This window comes from Streptomyces sp. NPDC051133 (assembly GCF_040682635.1).
Classification (GTDB): Bacteria; Actinomycetota; Actinomycetes; order Streptomycetales; family Streptomycetaceae; genus Streptomyces.
In genome coordinates this window covers 23,286-45,877 of sequence record NZ_JBFBBK010000065.1, presented here as the reverse complement: position 1 = coordinate 45,877, position 22,592 = coordinate 23,286, and the positions used below count along the sequence as shown (strand labels likewise).

The 22,592-nt window shown below is 72.5% G+C and carries 17 protein-coding genes and 3 pseudogenes; 17 read left to right on the top strand and 3 right to left on the bottom strand.

The window, feature by feature from the left end:
• A partial coding sequence (locus AB0N17_RS39925; protein ID WP_366016572.1) for an MFS transporter occupies window positions 1-1,795 on the bottom strand: 1,795 nt, incomplete at its 3' end.
• A 577-nt stretch (window positions 1,796-2,372) separates the two neighbouring features.
• On the opposite strand from AB0N17_RS39925, the gene AB0N17_RS39920 reads away from it, so the two are divergent.
• The 11 genes and pseudogenes from AB0N17_RS39920 (at window position 2,373) to AB0N17_RS39870 (ending at window position 14,785) form a co-directional block, all read left to right on the top strand.
• Window positions 2,373-2,504, top strand: a complete 132-nt coding sequence (locus AB0N17_RS39920; RefSeq protein WP_366016571.1) for a hypothetical protein — start codon at window positions 2,373-2,375, stop codon at window positions 2,502-2,504.
• A 24-nt stretch (window positions 2,505-2,528) separates the two neighbouring features.
• Window positions 2,529-4,115 (top strand): Na+/H+ antiporter, encoded by a 1,587-nt coding sequence (locus AB0N17_RS39915; protein WP_366016570.1) that lies wholly within the window; start codon window positions 2,529-2,531, stop codon window positions 4,113-4,115.
• Between the two features lie 707 nt (window positions 4,116-4,822).
• Window positions 4,823-6,915 (top strand): annotated as a pseudogene (fusA, locus tag AB0N17_RS39910) (elongation factor G).
• A gap of 423 nt (window positions 6,916-7,338) precedes the next feature.
• Window positions 7,339-8,655 (top strand): sugar ABC transporter substrate-binding protein, encoded by a 1,317-nt coding sequence (locus AB0N17_RS39905; protein WP_366016569.1) that lies wholly within the window; start codon window positions 7,339-7,341, stop codon window positions 8,653-8,655.
• Window positions 8,656-8,659: 4 nt separating this feature from the next.
• Window positions 8,660-9,649: a sugar ABC transporter permease gene (locus tag AB0N17_RS39900; protein ID WP_366016568.1), complete on the top strand. Its 990-nt coding sequence runs from the start codon at window positions 8,660-8,662 to the stop codon at window positions 9,647-9,649.
• A 7-nt stretch (window positions 9,650-9,656) separates the two neighbouring features.
• Entirely contained in the window at window positions 9,657-10,496 is an 840-nt protein-coding gene (locus AB0N17_RS39895; protein WP_366016574.1) for a carbohydrate ABC transporter permease, read from the top strand.
• 29 nt (window positions 10,497-10,525) lie between these two features.
• Window positions 10,526-11,890, top strand: a complete 1,365-nt coding sequence (locus tag AB0N17_RS39890; protein ID WP_366016567.1) for a GH1 family beta-glucosidase — start codon at window positions 10,526-10,528, stop codon at window positions 11,888-11,890.
• A gap of 365 nt (window positions 11,891-12,255) precedes the next feature.
• A pseudogene (locus tag AB0N17_RS39885) lies at window positions 12,256-12,488 on the top strand (ATP-binding protein); the annotation flags it as partial.
• Window positions 12,489-12,518: 30 nt separating this feature from the next.
• On the top strand, window positions 12,519-13,106 hold the full coding sequence (locus AB0N17_RS39880) for a hypothetical protein (protein ID WP_366016566.1): 588 nt from the start codon (window positions 12,519-12,521) through the stop codon (window positions 13,104-13,106).
• A gap of 292 nt (window positions 13,107-13,398) precedes the next feature.
• Window positions 13,399-14,022 (top strand): hypothetical protein, encoded by a 624-nt coding sequence (locus tag AB0N17_RS39875; protein WP_366016565.1) that lies wholly within the window; start codon window positions 13,399-13,401, stop codon window positions 14,020-14,022.
• 40 nt (window positions 14,023-14,062) lie between these two features.
• Window positions 14,063-14,785 carry a YcnI family protein gene (locus AB0N17_RS39870; protein ID WP_366016564.1) on the top strand — a complete coding sequence of 241 codons (723 nt, stop codon included), beginning with the start codon at window positions 14,063-14,065 and terminating at the stop codon, window positions 14,783-14,785.
• 128 nt (window positions 14,786-14,913) lie between these two features.
• Here AB0N17_RS39870 and AB0N17_RS39865 read toward each other — a convergent pair whose 3' ends face one another.
• On the bottom strand, window positions 14,914-15,675 hold the full coding sequence (locus AB0N17_RS39865) for a CDP-alcohol phosphatidyltransferase family protein (RefSeq protein ID WP_366016563.1): 762 nt from the start codon (window positions 15,673-15,675) through the stop codon (window positions 14,914-14,916).
• Between the two features lie 107 nt (window positions 15,676-15,782).
• On the opposite strand from AB0N17_RS39865, the gene AB0N17_RS39860 reads away from it, so the two are divergent.
• From AB0N17_RS39860 to AB0N17_RS39840, 5 genes and pseudogenes are all read left to right on the top strand, one after another.
• Window positions 15,783-16,772, top strand: coding sequence for a dehydrogenase (locus AB0N17_RS39860; RefSeq protein WP_366016562.1), 990 nt, complete (start codon window positions 15,783-15,785; stop codon window positions 16,770-16,772).
• A gap of 156 nt (window positions 16,773-16,928) precedes the next feature.
• A complete protein-coding gene (locus tag AB0N17_RS39855) occupies window positions 16,929-17,327 on the top strand; it encodes a 6-carboxytetrahydropterin synthase (RefSeq protein ID WP_366016561.1) in 399 nt (132 codons plus the stop codon).
• Window positions 17,324-18,502 (top strand): glycosyltransferase family 4 protein, encoded by a 1,179-nt coding sequence (locus tag AB0N17_RS39850; RefSeq protein ID WP_366016560.1) that lies wholly within the window; start codon window positions 17,324-17,326, stop codon window positions 18,500-18,502. Before AB0N17_RS39855 ends, AB0N17_RS39850 begins: the two co-directional genes overlap by 4 nt.
• Window positions 18,499-19,584: a trans-aconitate methyltransferase gene (locus tag AB0N17_RS39845; protein WP_366016559.1), complete on the top strand. Its 1,086-nt coding sequence runs from the start codon at window positions 18,499-18,501 to the stop codon at window positions 19,582-19,584. Before AB0N17_RS39850 ends, AB0N17_RS39845 begins: the two co-directional genes overlap by 4 nt.
• Window positions 19,581-20,906, top strand: a pseudogene (locus AB0N17_RS39840) (lysylphosphatidylglycerol synthase transmembrane domain-containing protein); the annotation flags it as partial. The gene AB0N17_RS39845 and the pseudogene AB0N17_RS39840, both read left to right, overlap by 4 nt.
• Window positions 20,907-21,064: 158 nt before the next feature.
• On the opposite strand, the gene AB0N17_RS39835 reads toward AB0N17_RS39840, so the two are convergent.
• On the bottom strand, window positions 21,065-21,829 hold the full coding sequence (locus AB0N17_RS39835) for a creatininase family protein (RefSeq protein WP_366016558.1): 765 nt from the start codon (window positions 21,827-21,829) through the stop codon (window positions 21,065-21,067).
• A gap of 39 nt (window positions 21,830-21,868) precedes the next feature.
• Here AB0N17_RS39835 and ribA point away from each other — a divergent pair, with 39 nt between their 5' ends.
• A complete protein-coding gene (ribA, locus tag AB0N17_RS39830; protein ID WP_366016557.1) occupies window positions 21,869-22,540 on the top strand; it encodes a GTP cyclohydrolase II in 672 nt (223 codons plus the stop codon).
• Window positions 22,541-22,592 lie beyond the last annotated feature (52 nt).

The following is a 22,592-nucleotide window of genomic DNA, read 5'->3' as shown; positions in this document are numbered from 1 at the left end:
GTGCCCGCCACCTCCACCGGGGCGACCGGACGGCGGTCGACGAACTGCGTGCGTCACAGCCCGCGTTGAGCGAGACCGCGCCCGGTCGGCATAGGAGTTCACGGTCCACGGCGCGCTGGTGCTCCATCGCCTCCTCGCGGGCCTTGCGCGGGCTCCAGCGGCCGGCCATGACGAAGATGAACGGCAGGAAGATCAATTGCCCGGCGGCACAGATCAGCCACCAGGTGCGCCACTGTCCGGGGCCCTGGGCCGCGGCGCTCTTCACCTGGGGGCCGTAGCGTTGCAGCAGAGCCAGCTGCGGCTGGGCCCTGCGCACGGTCGCCAGGCCGTCGGCCCCGACCTCGCGCGCCGCCCGGTCCGCCAGTGCCGGCGGGACCGCGGTGGGAGGGTAGGCCCGGAGCTCGGCGAAGAGCCGCGGGTGTGCGTCGATGACGGCCAGGGCCGGGGCGGCCTGGACGCGTGCGGCCTGTACCTGGGCGCCGTGCTCGACCAGCGGCGTGGCCGACGTCACCACGACCGGGACGAACGCCGTGGAGACCGCGACCACCGCCCGGATGATCCACCCCCACACGGCCAGACCGGTCGCCGTGGCGGCCGGGTTGTGCTTCTCCACGGTCTCGGTGAAGCTCGCCATCCAGGGTGCGTAGGCGACGCCGGTGAGGACGCCGATGGCGACGAACAGTGCGGCGAAGGTGTAGTAACCGGTGTGCGGCTGCGTGGCGTGCACGGCGAAGAGCGTGGTGACGGCGATCGAGCCCACGGCCCCGACGATCATGAACGGCTTGCGCACCTTCAGCTTGTCGGAGAGCAGCCCCGCCGCCACCAGTGCCACCGCGTTGGCCGCCCAGTACCAGTTGGCCAGTCCGTTGGTGCGCTGCTCGCTGTAGCCGAACGTCGCGGCGAAATAGACGACGAAGTTGCCCACGGCGCCGAAGTAGAGCAGGAGGAAGAGGCTGACGGCCGTGGCCGAGCCGATGACGTCCGGCCGCAGCATCTGCCGCCAGTGGCCCGCGGGCGCCGTCGCCGGGTCCGTGCCCTTGGCCCGTGCTTCGACGAGGGCGCGGTCGCGGAGGCTGACCATGATCTGGTCACGGAGCCGGGGCGACAGCTCGCGCAGCCCCAGCAGCGCCAGGACGAAGACGGCGAGCCCGGCCCAGCCGGAGTAGCGCAGCTCGTCCTGCCAGCCGGCGAAGGACAGGGTGCTGCTGGTGACGACCGTGACGACCAGGCTCCCGATGACCGGGCCCATGGTCCAGTAGCCCATCGCGGTGGCCCGGCCGAGCTGGGGGGAGAAGTCCCGGATCAGTGCCGGCGTGGCCACCAGCACGATGCCCTCGATGAAGCTGAGGGCGGCGAAGAGCACCAGGTAGGTGCCCTTGTCGGGGGCGTTGGGCAGGCCGACGAGGCTGAGCAGGGCGGCGATGAGGAGCCCGTAGACGACCATGTTGGCCCGGCCCCAGCGGTCGGCGAGGCCCGCCACGAGCGAGGCGAAGGCGCCGACCGCGTTGCCTATGACGCTGACCCACACGAAGTAGCCGTAGGTCATGTGGAAGTGCGTGATGATCGACGTGGCGACCGCGTACTGCACGTAGAGGGCGTAGTACAGGACGACGGTGGTCACCACCACGATCGCCAGGTACGCCATCCGGTGTGGGGTGACGGGGTAGTGGTCCAGCTCGCGGCGCCACAGCCGGGCGGCGCGGTGGGGGGTTTCCGGCGTGCCGGTGCCGGTGTCGGTGCCGGTGTCGGTGGGGCGGAGGTTCGTGTCGTCGGGCGAAGCGGGCATGGCGGTCATGCGGCGGCTCCTGGGTCGGGTCCATGGGCCCGGTGCGGTGGGTGCGGGGACGGTGCACGCCTTGCGGTGCGGCGGGCACGGGCACTGTCCGGCCAGGGGCGAACCCCGGGGGTCTCGGGTTTCGGGTCTGGGAGGCCGGGCGGGGACGATGTGCGCAGACGCTAGTACCGACCAGTCGGTACGGCCTAGGGGTGTGCAGGCGGATACCGAAACGTGACCTCGCGCCCGGGAGTCGCCGGAGCCCGGGCGCGCCGGGACGGGTCACACCGGGACGGGCCGGCGTCCACGGTGCCGAACGGGGCGTCCGCGCTGTACTCCTCGCTCCTCTCCGGCCGCGCCGAGGCGGCCGGTGACACCCGTCGAAGGAACGCGCGGAGGCGGTCATGGACCGCGTGGTGCAAGCTTCGAAGAGCGGGCGGTACCGCGGCCGTGTGCTGCGGTGCGACGTTCACGGCATCTCGGCCTGCGCGGGCGGGACGGCCCGGGAAGCTGCGCGGGGCGGGACGGCCTGTGGAAGCTGCGCGGGGCGGGACGGCCTGTGGAAGCTGCGCGTCGGGATGACCTGTGAAAGGTGATCATGAGTGTGAGGGATCCGAACTCCGGGCTGCGGGCCGAGGACATCGCCCGCTCCATCACCTGCATGATCACTCAGCCCCCGCATGCCGCCGTCAACGAGGTCATGGTCCGCCCCACGGCCCAGGAAGACTGACCGCCGACCCGCTGGGGGCGCTCCATGACCGGCCTGACCGTCGTCCTGCTGCTCGTCATCCTGGCCACGGCGGTGGCGACCGGTGCCCGGCGCTGGAGTCTGCCCGCTCCCTCGCTCCTCGTGATCGCCGGTCTGGTCGTGGGGCTGGTGCCCTGGGTCCCCGAGGTGCGCCTGCCCCCGGAAGTGATCAACGTGCTGGTGCTTCCTCCCCTGCTCTACGCCTCGGCCGGGGAGATCTCCGTCCGGGACCTGCGCGCCGTGTGGAGACCGGTGAGCGGACTGGTCTTCGGACTGGTCCTCGCCTCGGCCGCCGCCGTCGGGTACGTGGCCGCCGCGATCACTCCGCTCACCGCCGCGACCGCGCTCATCCTCGGCTCCGCCCTGGCCAGCACCGACCCCGTGGCGGTCACCGCGCTCGGCCGGCGTCTGTCCCTCCCGCCGCGCGTGCAGGCGCTGGTGCAGGCGGAGAGCCTGTTCAACGACGCCACGTCGCTGGTCCTGTACAAGGTCGCCGTGGTGACCGCGGTCACCGGCAGCGCCATCAGCGTGTCCGGGACCGCCGTGCAGTTCCTGGTCCTCGCGGGCGGCGGAGCCCTCCTGGGCGCGGCGGTCGCCGCGGTGGTGACCCTGATCCGCCGGCGGACCGACGACCCCATGCTGGAGACCGTCATCGCCCTGGTCACTCCCTACGTCTCCTACGTCGTCGCGGAGCAGTCGCACACCTCCGGGGTGACCGCCGTCATCGTGTCCGGGGTCGTCCTCGGCAGCACCGGCCACAAGCTCGGCGACGCCTCCGTCCGCCTCCAGGTCCACGCCGTGTACGACACGGTGACCTTCCTGCTGGAGAGCGTCGTCTTCGCCCTGATCGGCCTGGAACTCCCCTCGACCGTCCGCCATCTCGCGCGCGACGAGCACGGCTGGCCGCTGTGGGTGCCGGTGATCGCCTTCACTCTGCTGGCGATCCGCCTGCTGTGGATCTTCCCGCTGTCCGCCCTGATCCATCGGAGGCACAGGATCGGTGACAACCGCCTCTCCTGGCGCGTTCCTGCCGTCCTGTCCTGGGCGGGCACCCGAGGTGTCATGCCGCTGGCGGCCGCGCTCTCGGTCCCCCTGGTCACCCGCACCGGGGCGCCGCTGCCGCACCGGGCACTCATTCTCATGCTCACCACCGGGACGGTCGCGCTCACTCTCGTCTTCCAGGGGTTCACCCTGGCCCCCGTCGTCCGCCGCTCCGGCATCGCCGTGGAACCGGAGCACACCGCTCGCGAGGAGGCGCGGACCCGCCGGCGCATCGCCCATGCCGCCCTCGAAGAGCTGGAGCAACTCGGCGATCCGGAGGAGCTCGCCGATCTGGGTGCCGCCGCGCAGGCCGCCCTGAAACAGGCCCGTCGTCATCTGGAGGCGCGCATCCATCAGGTGGAAGACGCCCACTACAGCGATCCGGACGCCCGTCCCGCCGACGCCTACCGCGAGATCCGCCGGACGCTCATCGCCATCGAGGCGGCCGAGCTCCAGCACCTCTACGAAGCGAACAAGATCAGCAACGCCACCCGGCGCCGGATCCAGCACGAACTCGACCTCGAGGAAGCCAGCCTCCGCCCCCGCGACTGACGCCCGGCCCCGTCGAGCCCGTCCCCCGGGTTCCCTCCGGCCTCGGATCGTCCGGCGCCTGCGGACGGCGCCTCGTTCCGGCAGAGCGTGGGGCCGCCCCGGACGCATACCGGGGCGGGGGTGTGAGACGGGGCCGACCCCGTGCGAGTGCGGGCGGAAGAGCGCGAGACGGGGGCGCGGTGCAGGGCGCAGCCCGCCCCGGCAGCGGGCGCGGCTGTCCCGTGCGTCGCCGTCCCCGGCAGCGGGCGCGGCTGTTCCGTGCGTCGCCGTCCCCGGCAGCGGGCGCGGCTGTTCCGGCCGTGCTGGCAGGAGGCAAGCCGCGCAGCAGCCCCCGCGAAAATGCGATGCCCCCGCCGATCATCCCCGCCTACACTCGCCCACATCGTCCGGCACCGCCCTCAACACAGGCGGGCCGGACGGGAGTCAGTCCGACGAGTGAGACGAGTGAGGGGAGCCCTGCCGTGCGCGCACGCACCGCTGTCGTCGCTCCCCGTTCCCGGTACGAGGTGATCCTCGTGTCCTCGTCCGTCCGGTGCCCGCTGCGCGGCCGGCACCGGATGCCCGTGACGCCCCGCTGACACACCACGGCAGTCTGCCCGGGCCCCACGCCCGGCCGCCGCCGTACCGTCATGCCGCCACCCGGCGCACGGGTGATCGCGCTGCCCCTTTTCTCCGATCTTTCCTGATCCCCAGAAAGGCACCGGGCCGTGCGCACCGACCTCACCACCCTCGCCGCCGTCCGCAACCTCGGCATCCTCGCCCACGTCGACGCCGGCAAGACCACCGTCACCGAGCGCATCCTGTATGCGACGGGCACCACCCACAAGCGGGGCGAGGTGCACGACGGCACCACCGTCACCGACTTCGACCCGCAGGAACGCGACCGCGGCATCACGATCTTCGCCGCCGCGGTGAGCTGCGCCTGGGACGGGCACCGCATCAACCTCATCGACACCCCCGGCCACGTCGACTTCGCCGACGAGGTCGAGCGCTCGCTGCGCGTCCTCGACGGGGCGGTCGCCGTGTTCGACGCCGTCGCCGGTGTCGAGCCGCAGAGCGAGTCGGTGTGGCGGCAGGCCGACCGGCACGGCGTACCGAGGATCGCGTTCGTCAACAAACTCGACCGCGCGGGCGCCGACCTCGACCGGGCCGTCGACTCGATCCGGCAGCGGCTGCATCCGGCGCCACTCGTCGTCCAGTTGCCGATCGGGGTCGAGGACGGCTTCACCGGTGTCGTCGACCTGGTGCGGATGCGCGCCCTCATCTGGGACGGCGATGGCAACGGAGACGGCGACGGCGCGGGTCCGGCCGGCGCGGGCCCGGCCGTCGCGGGTCCGGTGCCCGAAGCGCTCCGGGAGGAGGCCGTACGGCGGCGCCGCGCGCTGGAGGAGACGGTCGCGGAGCTGCATCCGGGCGCCCTGGAGGAGTTCTGCGCCCACGAGACGCTCTCGGCCTCCACCCTCGCCTCCGCCCTGCGCGACCTCACCCGCAGCGGCGACGGCGTGGTCGTGCTGTGCGGCTCCGCCTACCGCAACCGCGGCGTCGAACCGCTGCTGGACGCGGTGGTGGCCTACCTGCCGTCGCCGCTGGACGTGCCCGCCGTACGCGGTGAGCACGACGGCACCGAGCAGCACCGAGCCGCCGATCCCCAGGCGCCGTTCGCGGGACTCGTGTTCAAGGTGAGCGCGAGCGGCACCGGCCGCCTGGCCCACGTCCGCGTCTACTCGGGCACGATCGAGAAGGGAGACACCGTGTGGGACCCGGGCACCGGACGCACCGAGCGCGTCGCACGCATCCTGCGGGTCATGGCGGACCGGCACGACCGGCTCGACCGGGCGGTCGCCGGTGACATCGTCGCCCTCGTGGGGGTGAAGTCGGCGCGGACCGGCTCCACCCTGTGCGCCCCGCACGCGCCGCTGCTGCTGGAACCACCCGTGGCCGCGGAGCCCGTGGTGTCCGTGGCGGTCGAGGCGCGGCGGGCCACGGACACCGGACGGCGGCGACGGCGCTGGCCCGGCTGGCGGAGGAGGACCCCTCCCTCGTCGTACGGACCGACGCCGAGACCGGGCAGACCGTGCTGTCCGGGATGGGCGAACTCCATCTGGAGGTCGCGGTGGAGAAGATCCGCCGCGACGGCGGGCCGGAGGTCACCGTGGGCCGGCCGCGCGTCGCCCATCGCGAGACCGTCGTCGGCGGCGTGACCGGTTTCGTGTACCGGCACGTCAAACAGGACGGCGGCGCGGGGCAGTTCGCCCACGTCGTGCTCGACGTGGAGCCGCTCGGTCCCGAAGCGGGGGTCACCGGCTTCGCGATCCGGTCCGCCGTCGTCGGCGGGCGGGTGCCTCAGGAGTACGTGCGCGCGGTGGAGGCCGGCTGCCGGGACGCCCTCGCCGAAGGGCCGCTCCACGGGCACCCGGTGACCGGGCTGCGGGTCACGCTCACCGACGGCTCCACGCACGTGAAGGACTCCTCCGACACGGCGTTCCGGGCCGCCGGCCGGCTCGGTCTCCGTGAAGCCCTGCGCGCCTGCGGGACGGCTCTGCTGGAACCGGTCGCCGAGGTCACGGTCACCGTGCCCAAGGACGCGGTCGGCGGGGTCCTCGGGGACCTGGCCGCCCGGCGCGGCCGGGTGGGCGGCTCCGAGACCCGCGGCGGCGCGGCCGTACTGACCGCGACCGTGCCGCTGGCCGAACTGTTCGGCTACGCCACCCGTTTGCGCAGCCGCACCCAGGGCCGGGGCACCTTCACGGCCCGGCCCGCCGGCTACGCCCCGGCACCGGGACCGGTACCGGTCCGCTGACACCGGCGTCCGCACCGGGACCCGGATCGGGGCCGTGCCACGAACCGCGCGGTTCGTGGCACAGCCCCCGCCCCATGGAGCGGCAGTCCGAAACCGGTTCCTCTTCCGACACATATGGCGGCACGTCAGGGAGCGGGGAGGTGCCGGGTGGCTCCTCTTCCGTCCTCGGCACCACGCCCGCCGTCGTCATGAAACCGTTGTAGAACCCCACTGCGCCCCTCCCGCGCAGGTCACGCCCCGCGCAACCGGCGACTCCCGCCGCTGACCTCCCTGTTCGTCCTGCCGGATCCCTTGACGAGGGCCGCCTCCGCCGATTAACTCACGTCCTAAATTAAGCCATGAGGGGGGCTTCGGGGCGGACGGTGTGCCGGCTCCCGCAGCAGCCCTCGGGTTCTCGACTCCCGGAAAGGGACACCAGGAGCCATGCGCAGCATCCGAGCCGCGGCCGTAGGCGCCGTCACCCTGTCTCTCGCTCTCGCGGCCACGGCCTGCGGAGGCGGATCGTCCACCGGCGGCGGCTCCGACGCCTCGCCGAAGACGCTGACGTACTGGGCCTCCAACCAGGGCGCCAGCGTCGCCGTCGACAAGAAGGTCCTCCAGCCCGAGCTCGACAGGTTCGAGAAGCAGACCGGCATCAAGGTCAAGCTGGAGGTCGTGCCCTGGTCCGACCTGCTCAACCGGATCCTGACCGCGACCACGTCGGGTCAGGGCCCGGACGTGCTGAACATCGGCAACACCTGGAGCGCCTCCCTGCAGGCGACCGGCGCGCTGCTGCCCTGGGACGCGAAGAACTTCGACCGGATCGGCGGCAAGGACCGCTTCGTCGACTCCGCGCTCGGCTCGACCGGCGCCGCCGGCAAGGACCCGGCCGCCGTGCCGCTGTACTCGATGGCGTACGCGCTCTACTACAACAAGCGGATATTCGCCGACGCCGGGATCAGCAAGCCGCCCGCCACCTGGGACGAACTCGTCGCCGACGGGAAGAAGATCAAGGCCAAGGGCAAGTCCGTGCTCGGCGCCGAGGGCGGGAACCTCTCGGAGAACATCCACCACGTCTTCGTCTTCGCCCAGCAGCACGGCGCCGAGTTCTTCACCCCGGACGGCAAGCCCGACTTCACGAACCCCAAGGTGGTCGACGCGGTCAAGAGCTACGTCGATCTGATGGCCAAGGACAAGGTCATCCCGACCGGTGACGCCGAGTACGCGCAGAACCAGTCCGTGAGCGACTTCGCCAAGGGCAACCTGGCGATGCTGCTGTGGCAGTCCGCCGCCGCCAACCTCGCGTCCCAGGGCATGAGCGAGGACGCCTACGGCATCGCACCCGTACCCGTGACGTCCGGCACCCCCGGCGCCGGAACCGGGACCAACTCGATGGTCGCCGGCATCAACATCGCCGTCTTCAAGAACACCCACAACCTCGACGGCGCCACGAAGTTCGTGAAGTTCATGACCTCCGACGCCGAGCAGAAGACCCTCAACACGGCCTACAGCTCCATCCCGCCGGTCAAGTCCGCGCAGGCGGACGCCGCGTTCAACTCGCCGGCCACCGCCGTCCTGAAGAGCACCCTCGCCACCAGCGCCGCGGCCCTGCCGCAGGTCGCCTCCGAGTCGCAGTTCGAGACGACGGTCGGTACGGCCGTGAAGGAGCTGTTCGCCGACGCCGCCGCCGGGCGCGCGATCACCACCGACTCGGTCAAGGCCGAGCTGGAGAAGGCCCAGCAGCAGATGCCGGCGGCCTGACACGATGACGACCACCGCCTTCAAGGAACCGGTGCGGGCGTCGTCCCCGGACGCGGCGGCACACGAACCGCGCCGCCGCGCCGGGCGCCTGCGCAGGATCTCCCTGCCGTACCTGCTGCTCCTGCCCGCCCTGCTGCTCGAACTCCTCGTCCACCTGGTGCCGATGGTCATCGGCATCGTGATGAGCTTCAAGGAACTCACGCAGTTCTACATCCGGGACTGGAGCCTGGCCCCCTGGTCCGGGCTAGGCAATTACCGGGTGTCGATGGACTTCGACGCCCCCGTCGGCCAGGCCCTGCTGCACTCGTTCTTCGTGACCGTCGGCTTCACCCTGCTCTCGGTCGCCCTGTGCTGGCTGATCGGCACCGCGGCCGCGATTCTCATGCAGGACGGCTTCCGCGGACGGGGCCTGCTGCGCGCGCTGTTCCTGGTGCCGTACGCGCTGCCCGTCTACACGGCCGTCATCACCTGGGTCTTCATGTTCCAGCACGACAACGGCCTGGTGAACCACGTCCTGCACGACCAGCTCCACCTCACCGGCAAGCCCTCCTTCTGGCTCATCGGCGACAACAGTTTCTACGCCCTGCTGACCGTGTCGGTGTGGAAGGGCTGGCCGTTCGCCTTCCTGATCGTGATGGCCGGACTGCAGAACATCCCGCGCGAGCTGTACGAGGCGGCCGCGCTGGACGGCGCCGGGATGTGGCAGCAGATCCGCCGCATCACCCTGCCCTCGCTGCGCCCCGTCAACCAGGTGCTGGTCCTGGTGCTGTTCCTGTGGACGTTCAACGACTTCAACACGCCCTACGTGCTCTTCGGCAGAGCCGCCCCCGAGGCCGCCGACCTCATCTCCGTCCACATCTACCAGGCCTCCTTCGTCACCTGGAACTTCGGGACCGGCTCCGCCATGTCCGTCCTGCTGCTGCTCTTCCTCCTCGTCGTGACGGGCGCCTACCTGCTGCTCACCTCGCGCGGACGGAGGGCCTCCGATGCCTAGCTCACCCATGGCGCCCGCCCGTTCCTTCCTGTGGACGCGGCGCGTCTTCCTCACCCTGCTGACCGGATTCGTGCTGGTCCCGGTGTACGTGATGGTGTCCAGCTCGCTGAAGCCGCTCGCGGACGTCACCGGCACGTTCCGCTGGCTGCCCAGCGAGCTGACGATCCGGCCGTACATCGACATCTGGTCGACGGTCCCGCTCGCCCGCTACTTCGTGAACTCGCTGATCGTGGCCGGCGCGGCCACCGTCTGCTCGGTGGTCATCGCCGTGTTCGCCGCGTACGCGGTGAGCCGTTACGAATTCCGCGGCAAGCGCGTCTTCACGGTGACCGTGCTGTCCACGCAGATGCTCCCGGGCATCCTCTTCCTGCTCCCGCTGTTCCTGCTCTACGTCAACATCGGCAACGCCACCGGCATCGCCCTGTTCGGCTCCCGCGGCGGCCTGATCCTGACGTACCTCACCTTCTCGCTGCCGTTCTCCATCTGGATGCTGATCGGGTACTTCGACTCGGTGCCGCGCGACCTGGACGAGGCCGCGCTGGTGGACGGCTGCGGCCCGCTCGGCGCCCTGCTGCGGATCGTCGTGCCGGCCGCGGTCCCCGGCATCGTCGCGGTCGCCGTCTACGCCTTCATGACCGCCTGGGGCGAGGTGCTCTTCGCGTCCGTCATGACCGACGACACCACCCGCACCCTCGCCGTCGGTCTCCAGGGCTACTCCACCCTCAACAACGTCTACTGGAACCAGATCATGGCCGCCTCGCTGGTCGTCAGCGTGCCCGTGGTGGCCGGCTTTTTGCTCCTGCAGCGCTATCTCGTCGCCGGTCTGACGGCGGGCGCCGTCAAGTGACCGACACCCCGCACTCCGAAGGGACTTCCGTGTCCGAACGCATCGACCTGGCCGCACTCCCGCACGACTTCCTGTGGGGCACGGCCACCGCGGCGTACCAGATCGAGGGGGCCGTCGCCGAGGACGGCCGTACGCCCTCGATCTGGGACACCTTCTCCCACACCCCCGGGAAGGTCGCGAACGGCGACCACGGCGACGTCGCGTGCGACCACTACCACCGCTGGCGCGAGGACATCGGCCTGATGCGGCAACTCGGCGTCGACGCCTACCGGTTGTCCGTGGCCTGGCCGCGCGTCATCCCGGGCGGCACCGGTCCGGTGAACGCCAAGGGCCTCGCCTTCTACGACGCGCTGGTCGACGCCCTGCTCGAGGCGGGCATCACCCCGTCCGTCACCCTCTACCACTGGGACCTGCCCCAGGTGCTCCAGGACCGCGGCGGCTGGCCCGAGCGGGACACCGCCCACGCCTTCGCCGAGTACGCCTCGGCCGTGGCCGCCCGCCTCGGCGACCGCGTCTCGCTGTGGGCGACCCTCAACGAGCCGTCCTGCTCGGCGTGGATCGGCCACCTGGAAGGCCGGATGGCCCCCGGCCTGACCGACCTGACCGCCGCCGTACGCGCCTCCTGCCACCTGCTCCTCGGCCACGGCCTCGCCACCCAGGCGGTCCGCGCCGCCGCCCCCGCCGCCCAGGTCGGCATCGTCAACAACCTCTCCACCGTGCACCCGGCCACCGACCGCCCCGAGGACGTCGCCGCCGCCCGCCGCCACGACGGCCACGTCAACCGCTGGTGGCTCGACCCGGTGCACGGCCGCGGCTTCCCGGCGGACATGACGCGGACGTACGGCGTCGAACTCCCGCTGAAGCCGGGGGACCTGGAGACGATCGCCGCCCCGCTGGACTGGCTGGGCCTGAACTACTACTTCCCCGCGTACGTCGCCGACGACCCCGACGGCCCGGCCCCTCACGCCCGTTCGGTCCGCCGCGAGGGCGTGCCGCGCACCGGCATGGACTGGGAGATCGACGCGAGCGGGATCGAGACGCTGCTGCTGAGGCTCACCGAGGAGTACGGCGCCCGGAAGATCTACGTCACCGAGAACGGCTCCGCCTTCCCCGACGTGGTCCGTCCCGACGGCAGCGTCGACGACCCCGAGCGCCAGGACTACCTGGAGCGCCACCTGGCCGCCTGCGCCTCGGCCGCCCGCAAGGGCGCCCCGCTGGCCGGCTACTTCGCCTGGTCCCTGCTGGACAACTTCGAGTGGGCGTACGGCTACGACAAGCGCTTCGGCCTGGTCCACGTCGACTACCGCACCCAGGCCCGCACGATCAAGGGCAGCGGACACCGCTACGCGGACATCGTCCGCGTCCACCGCGGCCGCACCCGCCGGGCGGCCTGACCACACCGGGTGGCCTGACACTCGCCGAGCGGCTTTGCGTACGCCGGGCGGCCTGAGCCCCGCCCGGCCGGCCGGTGGACCCGGGCGGGGGAAGCCCGGGCCCACCGGTCCCGACGAACCGGCACCTGCACCCGGGCCGGCACAGGCGCCTACGAGTTCACCTCCGGCCGCATCGGCACCCACACCCGCCTCGACTTCACGCAGGGCAGGAGACGACGCGCAACCTGTTGGATTCGACGCGGGGCCAGTGGCTCTACGACCAGCCCCAGTACGGCGCTGCCGGCGGGGAGTACCCCGTCGGCTGGAACAAGCGGAGCAAGGTGACCAGTCCTTAGCGGGGGGGAGTCGAGTGTGGATCGGATCGGTGGTGGGTGCGTGGCGAGTGTTCCGTTTCCGGTGCTCCGCCGTCCGCCCTGTGGGCCACCGACCCGGCAGGCTCGGACAGGTCGGCTGCGTCTGCACCGCGCAAGGCTTCGAGTACAAGGTGCTGCTGACGCGCGGCATGATCGGAACGATCGTGTACTCGACGGACCCGCAGACGCGGGAGAAGCTGCGGGAGCTGGCCGGCGGGCTGAACCGACGGGCCGTGCCGGCCTGACGATGGGCCTGACGGCACGAGGGGGACGTCGTGAAGCTCACTTATGTCTGCTTCGAAGGCACACCGGAAGAACTCGACGCGTCCGCGCTGGCCCGCGCCGTCCTTCAGCAGGGGAGCGCCGCGGTCGACGCTGCCCGGAAGGCGACGGTGATCGTCGCCGATCCTGACAGCGACGAGGAAGTGGACTTCGGATGGCTCGTCGAGGGTGACGTACCCGGCGTGGCGGACGAAGGACAGGAAACCGTGAAGGCGCAGCTCGCCTTCAACTCTGCGGCGCAGCAGTTCATCGACTTCTTGGCGCAGGCCGCTTCCTGGGAGAACGTCGGGGTTCATGGCATCAAACGCCACACCTGGCAGGAAGGCGAGCCGCTCGACTACTCCGGCTACCTCCGCCTTCGCCGCAAGGGCAGCCAGTACGGCGGCTTCGTCTACGCGTTCCCGTCGACAGGCGTGATCAACTTCCGTCTGCGACACAGTGACGAGATCGACAAGCTGGCCCCGGACGCCAACCCCGTCATCACTGGCCACCGCCAGTACAGGGTGAACATCCAGATCCGGGATGAGGCCACTTTGCAACAGGCGCTCGTCCTGGCCGAAGGTGCCTATGAAGCAACGTGACAACCGTGAGGACGTCGAGGGTGCGTGGCGGCACCGAGAGAACCCGATCGGCTTCAGCTCCCTGACTGAATCCGCCAACCGGGCCGGCAGCGCATAGCGGACTCCTCCCCCAAGAAGGAAGTCGCTGCCGTCGCGGCGGGGACCGGCCGCGCTCGTGGTGTGCCCACGGTGGCGGTCGACCAGGGCGTGACTCAGCCGCCACGTGACGCAGCTACCCGGCAGCTGCCAGGATGGCGACTGAACAGAGCGTCGACGCCGCACGTATCCCCCCACCGTGGCAGGATCCCTCACCATGAGCGCGTCCCCTGCGGTGAGAGGTCTGCGTGCCGCGGTGTTCGCCGCGGTGTGCGTGCTGCTCGCTGCCGCCGGGCACGGGCTGGCCATGGGGGACATGCCGCCGCTGTGGGCCGACGGCGCCGCCTTCGGTGCCGTCCTCGCGCTCGGCTGGGCGCTCGGCCGGCGCGAGCGGTCGCTGCCCGGCATCGGTGCGGCCATGCTCGCCACCCAGGCGGGGCTGCACTTCGTCTTCGCCGCGGCCCACCGGACGGCCGGGCCGGCACCTTCGCAGGCCATGCACATGGCGTCCATGCCGGGGCACGCCATGCCCGCCATGCCCGGCATGGACGCCGCGTCCATGCCTCACGCCACCGCCGCCCAGGCCGCCGTCGCCCACCTCCTCGCCGCCCTGCTCGCCTCCTGGTGGCTGCGGCGCGGTGAGGCCGCCGTGTGGTCGTTGCTGCGCCGTTCCGTCGCGCTCGTGCCGGGGCTCGTCGCCTGGTGGCGGGACGCCCCGCTGCCCGCGACCGCCGTGCGCACCCTGCGCGTCCCCGCCGGCCCCGAGCCGCCCCGCCGGCCCGCGCTGCGGCATGCGGTGAGCCGTCGCGGGCCACCGCCGTCGATCCCGTACTCGGTCTGACCCACCCACACACGTCACTCGTACGGAGATCGACTCACCCATGTCCGCATCACGCCTCACCCTGCGCCGCGCCGGCGCCGTCACCGCCGTCGCCGCCGCTTCCGTCCTCCTCAGCGCCGGCGCCGCCTCCGCGCACGTCACCGTCCACCCGGAGAGCTACGCCAAGGGAGCCACCGACGGCGTCCTGACCTTCCGCGTTCCCAACGAGGAGGACAACGCCGCCACCACCAAGGTCCAGGTCTTCCTGCCCACCGACCACCCCGTCCTCGGCGTCCTCGTCCACCCGCAGGACGGCTGGACCGCCAAGGTCACCACCACCAAGCTCAAGAAGCCGGTCAAGACCGACGACGGCACCATCACGGAGGCGGCCTCCGAGATCACCTTCACCGGCGGCAAGATCGGCGCCGGGCAGTACGAGGACTTCGACGTCGCGTTCGGCCAGCTCCCGGAGGACACCGGTCAGCTGGTCTTCAAGACCCTGCAGAGCTACTCCGACGGCAAGGTCGTGCGCTGGATCGAGGAGACGACCGGCGACGACGAACCGGAGAACCCGGCCCCGGTGCTCAAGCTGACGGCCGGTGAGGACGGCGCCCCGGCCGCCGCCTCCACCACCTCCACCACCTCCACCACCTCCACCGCCAAGGCGGCCGACGCGAGCGACTCCACGGCCCGCGGGCTCGGCATCGCCGGCCTGATCGTCGGCGTCATCGGCCTCGCGGCCGCCGCGTTCGCGCTTCTGCGGAGCCGGGCCGCACGGTCGTAACACCTCACGTAGGGCGACAAGAGAAGTACGGCGAAGGGCCCGGACCGGCAACCCGGTCCGGGCCCTTCGCCGTTCTCCGGCTGCGGCCTGCGGCCTGCGGCCTGCGGCCTGCGGCCTGCGGCATGCGCTCAGCGCGCCGCCAGTTCCAGCAGTTCCCCTCCGGTCGCCGCCTCCACGGTGATGCGCGAGGTGCGCCACAGCCACCGCACGTCCCGGCCGAAGGACCACACCAGCGAGCCCAGAGCCAGCAGCGCGATCGCCAGGTTCACCCCGTGCGGCAGCAGCTCCGCGCCCGCCAGCAGCAGCGCGATCCCCTGGACGGCGGCGACCGTCTTGCGCGCGAACGACGGCGGCAGCGGGGCGTTCAGCCACGGCGCCACGCGGGCCGCGGCGACGAAGGCGTAACGCATCCCGCCGATCAGCAGCACCCACGGCCCGAGCTGCATGGACACGTACACGCTCAGCACCAGGATCAGGAACGCGTCGACCTCCATGTCGAAGCGCGCGCCCAGCGCGGTCGACGTCCCCGTGCGACGGGCCACCTTGCCGTCCACGCCGTCCAGGAGCAGTGCCACCGCGGTCAGTCCGACCAGCACGGTCACCGGCGGCGTGCTCTCGAAGGAGTCTGCGACCAGCGCGGTCACCCCGCCGACCAGGGTCGCCCGGCCGAGCGTGACCCGGTTCGCGGGGCCGAACGAGCTGAGCCGGGAACGGTGCAGAGCCCGGGAGAGGACCGCCCAGGTCGCGAACGCGAACGCGAGCCCCGTCAGCCAGCCGGCCGGCCCCATGCCGATCCCGGTGCCCAGCAGGGCCAGCAGCAGGATCTGGACGCCCGCTCCCACAGCGGTCTCCTGCTGGAGCCTCGCGTCGTACGTGTTGTTCAGGGCCACCGCACATCCTCCGGCCGAGTGACAGAGTCGATCAACGCCGCGTACTGTGCGCGGCCTGTGCACATCTCGGTACGTGAACAACTTCCCGATCGTTCAGGAGGATGCCGATGAACCGTTCGGCCCGCGCGTTCTGGCTCCGCTCGCCCGGCCACGGCGAACTGCGCGACCTCACCCTCGCGGAGCCCGCCGCGGACGAGGTCCTGGTGCGCGCCCTCTACTCCGGAGTCAGCCGCGGCACGGAGACCCTCGTCTTCCGCGGCCAGGTGCCCGAGAACCAACACGCGGCCATGCGGGCCCCGTTCCAGGAGGGCGACTTCCCCGGCCCGGTGAAGTACGGCTACCTGAACGTCGGTGTGGTCGAGGAGGGCCCCGACGCGCTGGTCGGCCGTACGGTGTTCTGCCTGTATCCGCACCAGAGCCGTTACGTCGTTCCGGTGAGCGCCGTGACCGTCGTACCCGAGCGGGTGCCGGCCGGGCGGGCCGTGCTCGCCGGGACCGTCGAGACCGCCGTGAACGCCCTGTGGGACGCGGCCCCGCTGATCGGCGACCGGATCGCGGTGGTCGGCGGCGGCATGGTCGGCTGCTCGGTCGCCGCCCTGCTCACCCGATTCCCCGGCGTCCGGCTGCAACTCGTCGACGCCGACCCGGCCCGCGCGAAGACCGCCGAAGCCCTCGGCGTCGACTTCGCTACGCCCGGCGACGCCCTCGGCGACTGCGACCTCGTCGTGCACGCCAGCGCCACCGAGGCCGGCCTCACCGGCGCCCTGAGCCTCCTCGCCGCCGAGGGCACGGTGGTGGAACTGAGCTGGTACGGCGACCGGCGCGTCACCCTCCCGCTCGGCGAGGCCTTCCACTCCCGCCGGCTCACCCTGCGCAGCAGCCAGGTCGGCACCGTCTCCCGGGCCGCCCGGGCCGGCCGCGGCTACGCCGACCGGCTGGCCCTCGCCCTCGACCTGCTCGCCGACCCGGCGCTGGACGCGCTCATCACCGGAGAGAGCGCTTTCGAGGACCTCCCCGACGTCATGCCCCGGCTCGCCTCCGGGGAGATCCCCGCCCTGTGTCACCGCATCAGCTACGGCGACACCGACCCCAGTTGAGGGACGGGACGGCCCGGACCCGGAAACGAGACGTGTCTGACCTGAGAAAAGAGTGAGAGGAGGCTGAACGCGGGGAAGCGAAGAGCCGTACTACACGGCATCCCCCGGCAGGCAAGGGCCGGGGGACCCGACGCGCCGCACCTGGAGGGTCGTCCGTTGTTCAGCATCACCGTCCGCGATCACCTCATGATCGCCCACAGCTTCCGCGGCGAGGTGTTCGGTCCCGCGCAGCGACTGCACGGCGCCACGTTCCTCGTGGACGCCACGTTCCGCCGCCCAGAGCTGGACGAGGACAACATCGTCGTCGACATCGGCCTCGCCACCCAGGAACTGGGTGCCGTCGTCGCCGGGCTGAACTACCGCAACCTCGACGACGAACCCGAGTTCAAGGGGACCAACACCTCCACCGAGTTCCTCGCCAAGTTCATCGCCGACAAGCTCGCCGAACGCGTCCACCAGGGCGCCCTCGGCGAGGGCGCCAGGGGCCTCACCGGGATCGCGGTCACGCTGCACGAGTCGCACATCGCCTGGGCGAGTTACGAGCGTGACCTGTGACCGATGTGACCGTGGAGAGGGCGCGGCTCACCTATGTGCCCGCCCAACCCGCCGCCGACAACGCCGGAATCATCCCCATGTCCCTGCGCACCGTGCACTTCGTCATGCCGGGCGGCGTCGACGACCCGGCCGCGCCCAGCGGCGGCAACGCCTACGACCGCCGGGTCTGCCTCGACCTGCCCGGCTTCGGCTGGCAGGTCGTCCGGCACGCCGCCGCCGGCACCTGGCCGCGCCCGGACCGCGCCGACCGGGACGCGCTCGCCCGCACCCTGCGCGACCTGCCCGACGACACGGTCGTCCTGCTCGACGGCATCGTCGCCTGCGGCGTCCCGGAGATCGTCGTACCCGAGGCCGGCCGGCTGCGCCTCGCCGTCCTGGTCCACCTCCCGCTCGGCGACGAGACCGGCCTCGACGCGGCCGTCGCCGCCGACCTCGACGCACGCGAACGCGCGGTGCTGCGGGCGGCGGGCGCGGTCGTCGCCACCAGCGACTGGGCCGTGCGCCGGCTCCTCTCCCACCACGGCCTCGCCCCCGACCGGGTGCACGTCGCCGCGCCCGGCGCCGACATCGCCCCCCTCGCCCCCGGCACCGACGGGGTGTCCCGGCTGCTGTGCGTGGCCTCGGTGACCCCCCGCAAGGGACAGCACCGGCTGATCGAGGCACTCGCGGCGGTACGGGACCTGCCCTGGTCCTGCGCCTGCGTCGGCGGCCTCGGCCACGACCCCGAGTACGTCGCCCACCTGCGCGCCCTCATCGCCCGCCACGGCCTCACCGACCGTCTGCACCTGATCGGCCCGCTCTCCGGCGCCGACCTCGACGCGGCCTGGGCCGCCGCCGACCTGATGGTCCTCACCTCCTACGCCGAGACCTACGGCATGGCGGTGACCGAGGCCCTGGCCCGCGGCATCCCCGTCCTCGCGACCGATGTCGGCGGCCTGCCCGAGGCGGTCGGCCGCGCCCCCGACGGCGGCGTGCCCGGCATCCTCGTCCCGCCGGAGGACCCCGCCGCACTCGCCGCCGAACTGCGCGGCTGGTTCGGCGAGGCCGACGTACGCCGCCGGCTGAAGGCCGCGGCCCGCAGCCGCCGGGCCGCCCTCGACGGCTGGGCGACGACGGCCCGCAGCCTGGCAGGCGTTCTCCAGCGGCTCCCCGAACCCCCGAGGAGGGCGGCATGAACAGGCCGAAGACGGCGACCGACGGCACGGGTTCGATCCCGGCCCAGCCGGGACCGAGGGGCACGCACACCACGCTCGACGGTTTCTTCGAGAGCACACCGGGGGCTGGTTCCGTGGACGATTCCGCCGAGCACGGCCACCGCGCCGCGGCGGACGACGGGGCCGGCGCTGTCATCGCCGGTGCCGGGCCCGTCGTACGGCCGGGCGAGCGGGCCACCGTACGGCTGCGGGACGGCGGTTCCGAGGAGGAGGCGCCGCGGTACGCGCCCGAGTGGCTGCAACTGCGGGAAGGGCCCGACGCGGCCGCCCGGGCCGTGCAGTCGCTGGACCCCCTCAGGCGCCGGCTGACCGATCTGCCCCACCGGGCGGGCGGACTGGTCGTGCACGACCTGGGCTGCGGCACCGGCTCGATGGGCCGCTGGCTCGCACCCCGCCTGGACGGCGCCCAGCACTGGGTCCTGCACGACCGCGACCCCTACCTGCTGCACTTCGCCGCCGTGGCCGCGCCGCGCTCCGCCGCAGACGGCAGCCGCGTCACCGTCGAGACCCGGCGCGGCGACGTGTCCCTGCTGACCCCGGACGCCCTGGCCGGCGCCTCACTGGTCACCGCCTCCGCCCTCCTCGACGTGCTCACCGCCGAAGAAGTCATCGCTCTCGCCGGCGCCTGCGCCGGGGCCGGCTGCCCCGCGCTGCTCACGCTCTCCGTCGCCGGACGCGTCGAACTCACCCCGGCGGACCCGCTGGACGCCGAGATCACCGAGGCGTTCAACGCCCACCAGCGGCGAGGCGGGCTGCTCGGTCCGGACGCGGTGACCCTGGCCTGCGAGGCGTTCTCCGAGCGCGGCGCGACGGTGCGCGTCCACCCGAGCCCGTGGCGGCTCGGCCCCGCGGAGTCGGCACTGACCGAGCAGTGGCTGCGCGGCTGGGTGGGCGCGGCCGTCGAACAGCGGCCCGAACTGCGCGACCGCGCCGAACGCTACCTGCGCGACCGGCTGGCCGCCTGCGCGGCCGGTGAGCTGCGGGTCGTGGTCCACCACAGCGACCTGCTGGCCCTGCCCCGGCCGACGGGCGGGGCGTCATGAACGCGGGGGCGGCCGGAGCGGAAGCGGACGCGCGGGTGGCAGGCGCGGCACGTGGGGCAGGCGCGGCACGTGGGGCAGGTGTGGCAGGTGGGGCAGGCGTAACGGCAGCGGGAGCGCGGACTCCGGCGGCCGGCACCCACGTGTGTGTGACGCACGCCGATACGACGCACGCGCGTGTGGCGTCCGCGGATACGACGCACGCGCGTGTGGCGTCCGCGGATACGACGCACGCGCGTGTGGCGTCCGCGGATACGACGCTTACGCGCGTGACGCACGCAGATGCGACGCACGCGCATGTGACGCAGTGGGGCAGGGCTCGCGGGAACAGTGCCCGCACGGGCCGCCCCGCACCCGGCATCTCCACGGCCCGCCCCGCCACCGACGTCACACAGGCCGCCCGCCCGGAGTCGTCCCCTCTGGAGACCGCGTCGGCCGAAACCTCCACCCCGCGCCGCCTCGACGCCCGTACGATCCGCACCCACTGCGGCACGATCGCCGGTGCGGCCATCCTCGGTGTCCTGCTGTGGCACCTGGGCACCGGCGTGCTCCTCGACGGGCTGCGGCGGATCGACACCGCGACCGTCCTGGCCGCGCTCGGCATCGGCGTGGTCACGACCGTGTTCAGCGCCTGGCGCTGGCAGTTGGTGGCCCGGGGCCTGCGCATCCGGCTGCCGCTGGGCTCCGCCGTCGCCGACTACTACCGGGCGCTGTTCCTCAACGCGGCCCTGCCGGGCGGCATCCTGGGCGACGTGCACCGCGCGGTCCGGCACGGGCAGAGCGCCGGTGACCTGCGCCGCGGGGTGAAGGCGGTCGTACTGGAACGGGTCGCAGGCCAGCTGGCGCTGACCGTCGTCGGCGCGGCGGTGCTGCTGACCCTCCCGTCCCCGGTCCGTTCCGACGTGCGCGGCTTCGCCCCGCTGGTCGCCCTCGCCGGGGCCGGCGCGCTGGCCGTCGTCCTCGCCGTCCGCATGAACCGGCCGCCCGCCCGCCGCGACGGCGCCCTGCGCGCCGCTCTGCGCGAGGCACGGCAGGGCCTGCTGTCCCGCCGTACCGGGCCCGGGATCGCACTGTCCTCCGCCGTCGTCCTGGCCGGGCACCTGGCGATGTTCGTGGTCTCCGCCCGGGTCGCCGACTCGGCCGCCCCGGTCGCGGTGCTGCTTCCGCTCGCCGTGCTCGCCCTCGTCGCCATGGGGGTGCCGCTGAACGTCGGCGGCTTCGGCCCCCGGGAGGGCGTCACCGCCTGGGCGTTCGGCGCGGCGGGGCTGGGCGCGAGCACCGGAGTCGCGGTCGCCGTCGTGTACGGCGTCCTGAGCTTCGTGGCGAGCCTGCCCGGCGCCGTCGTACTCGTCGTCCGCTGGTACGCGGGCGTGCGGGCCGGAACCGCCGCGCAGGCCCCCGCCCCGACGGCCCCCGTGGCCCCGACGTCCCGGTCCGTCGGCCCGCGCCCGGCGGCGGCGCCCGGCCGCGCCTGCGCCGCCGGCTACCCCTCCCCGTCCCCGGACGTCAGCAACGCGAAATACGGCGCGAAGGATTCCGCGAGGGCCGCCAGCAACTCCTTCCCCTTTTCCGCCGATCCCAAGGAAGGACGGCCGATGACGCCCGACTCGGTATAGGCGGACATTCCCACGGTGAGCAGATGGCGACGATCGTCAGCGGTGAAATCGGCGGACTCGTAACCAGGGCGGACGAATTCGGGGTGAGCGTGCAGCAGAATCGAGGTCTCGATTTCTCCCGCGTGCATGTCGGTGAGCAGCGAGGTGAGCACCCCCGCACGCTCCCGCGCCGCCTCCCAGTCCTCGGCGGCCGGGAACAGCGCCGCCTTCTCCCCCCGCGCGGAGGCCTCCTGGACGACGTTGCCCAGCACGTAGTTCCCGCCGTGCCCGTTCACCACGACGAGCGCCTCGACGCCCGAGCGGCGCAGCGACTCCGCGATGTCCCGCACCACCGCGTGCAGCGTCACCGACGAGATGCTGACCGTCCCCGGCCAGTCCGCGTGCTCGTGCGAGCAGCCGAACGTCACCGGCGGAAGGAGCTGCACCGGATACGCGGCGGCGATCTCACGCGCCACGGCACAGGCGACCAGCGTGTCGGTCGCCAGCGGAAGGAACGGACCGTGCTGTTCGAAACTGCCCACGGGAAGGACGGCGACCCGTGCTGAAACGCCCGCCCCCCGCCTTCGCACGTCCTCCGTGGTGTCCGCCGGCATCACCCCGTGTGCCACCGCCCGTGCATCCGAACCACTCATCTTTTTCACGGCCTTTCGTCTCTGCTTAGGAATCAGATCATGACAGAAAACACCGGCACCACCATCGGCGTACTCGGCAAGAAGTCCCCGCGGCGCAGCGGCGCCGAACGCGTCGTGAATGCGCCGCTGCCCACCGTGTACGGGAAATTCCAGGCGATCGGCTACCTGGACCACGACCGCGGTGACGAGCAAGTGGCCCTGGTGTACGGCGAGATCGGCACCGAGAACGTACTGACCCGGCTGCACTCGGAGTGCCTGACCGGGGACGCGTTCGGCTCCCAGCACTGCGAGTGCGGCGACCAGCTGGCGTCCGCGCTGCGCGCGGTGGCCGCCGAAGGCAGCGGCATCGTCGTCTACCTGCGGGGCCACGAAGGCCGCGGCATCGGACTGCTCGCCAAGCTGCGCGCGATGGCCCTGCAGGCGGAGGGCCTGGACACGGTGGAGGCCAACCTCGCGCTCGGCCTGCCCGTCGACGCCCGTGACTACGGCGTCGCCGCCGAGATCCTGCACGACCTCGGGGTGCGCTCGGTCCGGCTGATGTCCAACAACCCGCGCAAGCGGGAGGCGCTGGTCCGGCACGGCATCCAGGTCGCCGAGCAGGTGCCGCTGCTGATCGAGCCGTGCGAGAGCAACATCACCTATCTGCGCACCAAGCGAGAGCGGATGGACCACATCCTGCCCCACCTGGACGCGGTCGCCCACGGCTCCTGAGACGGGCCAGGGGGCCCTGCACGGGCCGGGCCGGACCGCGACGGTTCGCCCT